The sequence below is a fragment of the Vibrio sp. 03_296 genome (assembly GCF_002265885.1).
The window spans coordinates 1-1,234 of record NZ_NPKW01000709.1 but is presented as its reverse complement, the minus strand read 5'-3'; the positions used below and the strand labels follow the sequence as shown (position 1 = coordinate 1,234).

1 protein-coding gene and 1 pseudogene are annotated in these 1,234 nt (G+C 44.5%); both read left to right on the top strand.

Translation table 11 applies throughout. The features are described 5' to 3' along the window. A pseudogene (locus CIK04_RS27300) lies at positions 1-590 on the top strand (HD-GYP domain-containing protein); the annotation flags it as partial. A gap of 366 nt (positions 591-956) precedes the next feature. Beyond that, the gene (locus CIK04_RS34355) at positions 957-1,202 is read left to right on the top strand and encodes a CHASE4 domain-containing protein (protein ID WP_325205896.1); all 246 of its coding nucleotides are present in this window, start codon (positions 957-959) and stop codon (positions 1,200-1,202) included. Positions 1,203-1,234: the final 32 nt, after the last annotated feature.

Genomic DNA, 1,234 nt, shown 5'->3' with positions numbered 1-1,234 from the left:
ATGAAGTGCTGCATAAACCAGCGCGACTAACGCCTGAAGAGTTTGAACACATGAAACTCCATCAGGTGTTTGCCGAAGAGATTATTGTGCACGTTGAGGGGCTAAGCGATGTGAGCCGTGATGTCTGTTTAATGCACCATGAAAAGCTTGATGGAAACGGTTAACCCCAAAGGGTTAAAAGGAGAGGAAATACCACTCCATGGCCGTATGAGTTGTATCGTCGATATCTATGATGCGCTCACGGCAGACCGATGCTACAAGCAAGGCATGAGCTCTGCCGAAGCGTTTAAAATCATACTCGGCTTAACCCCATTTCATTTAGATCCTGATCTGGTTTACAAATTCATCAACTGCATTGGCGTGTATCCAGTGGGGTCTATTGTCGAATTGAACGATGGTCGGGTTGGCATCGTCTGGACCTCTAACCCGACTCAGCCTTTGAAGCCGGAAGTAAAAGTGTTTCTACTCACGTAAATACAAACGTTTTGTCGAATGTGGCGATGGTAGATTTAAAACACAGTTCGCTAAAAATTGAAAAAGCGGTAGCGCCCTCAAGCTTGGAGGYGGACGCCAAACCTTTCTACGATTAAACAATGTAAAGCGAGTTCGAGCAAAAGCGCATCACAGGTGGATGCGCTTTTTAATTTGTGAGCCATAATGCGAAGTAATCTGTATGTTTGAAACAGTTACGCAACAAAATTGAATCTATCTCAAACCATTCACCGCTATTTGCCTTAAACTCTAAGTCATTAATTCTAATAATCATTAAATCAATGTCTCGATTTACGTTTGTTGCACTTTAACATTACGCAGCCGCACTGCGCTCTATTTTGGCTTAGGATTGACTGGCGTCATCTTGAGCACGCTTTTATTACCGAACGTTTTCCTTACAGTCTCGACGAGCTGGAAATCTTGAAGTCAGCCGCGCCAATAAACAAGCTCAAGCCGTCATCGAAATGATGATCAGCCTGCAAGAAGATCGCTCCTACGATTGGGCGTATTGGGATGAAACGCATCAACTGTTCACGGAAGGGGATATTGCTGGTTACCGTGATCGCAACCTATATCAAGAAAGTTTAGACACGCTTAGCCTCGATATGATGGCGTTTGTTTCTTTAAAAGGTGAGGTGGTTGAATCGCTCGTGCGCGCCCAAGGTGACAGTACTTATAACCCGCTTCGTGAGCCAAATAGTGGCGAATGACAGCGTTAAGTCACACTTTACGAGAATGAACA

What these genes read in the sequence shown, in the direction of transcription:
- CIK04_RS34355 (WP_325205896.1), top strand. Translation starts at nt 957, where the DNA reads ATGATGATCAGCCTGCAAGAAGATCGCTCCTACGATTGGGCGTATTGG.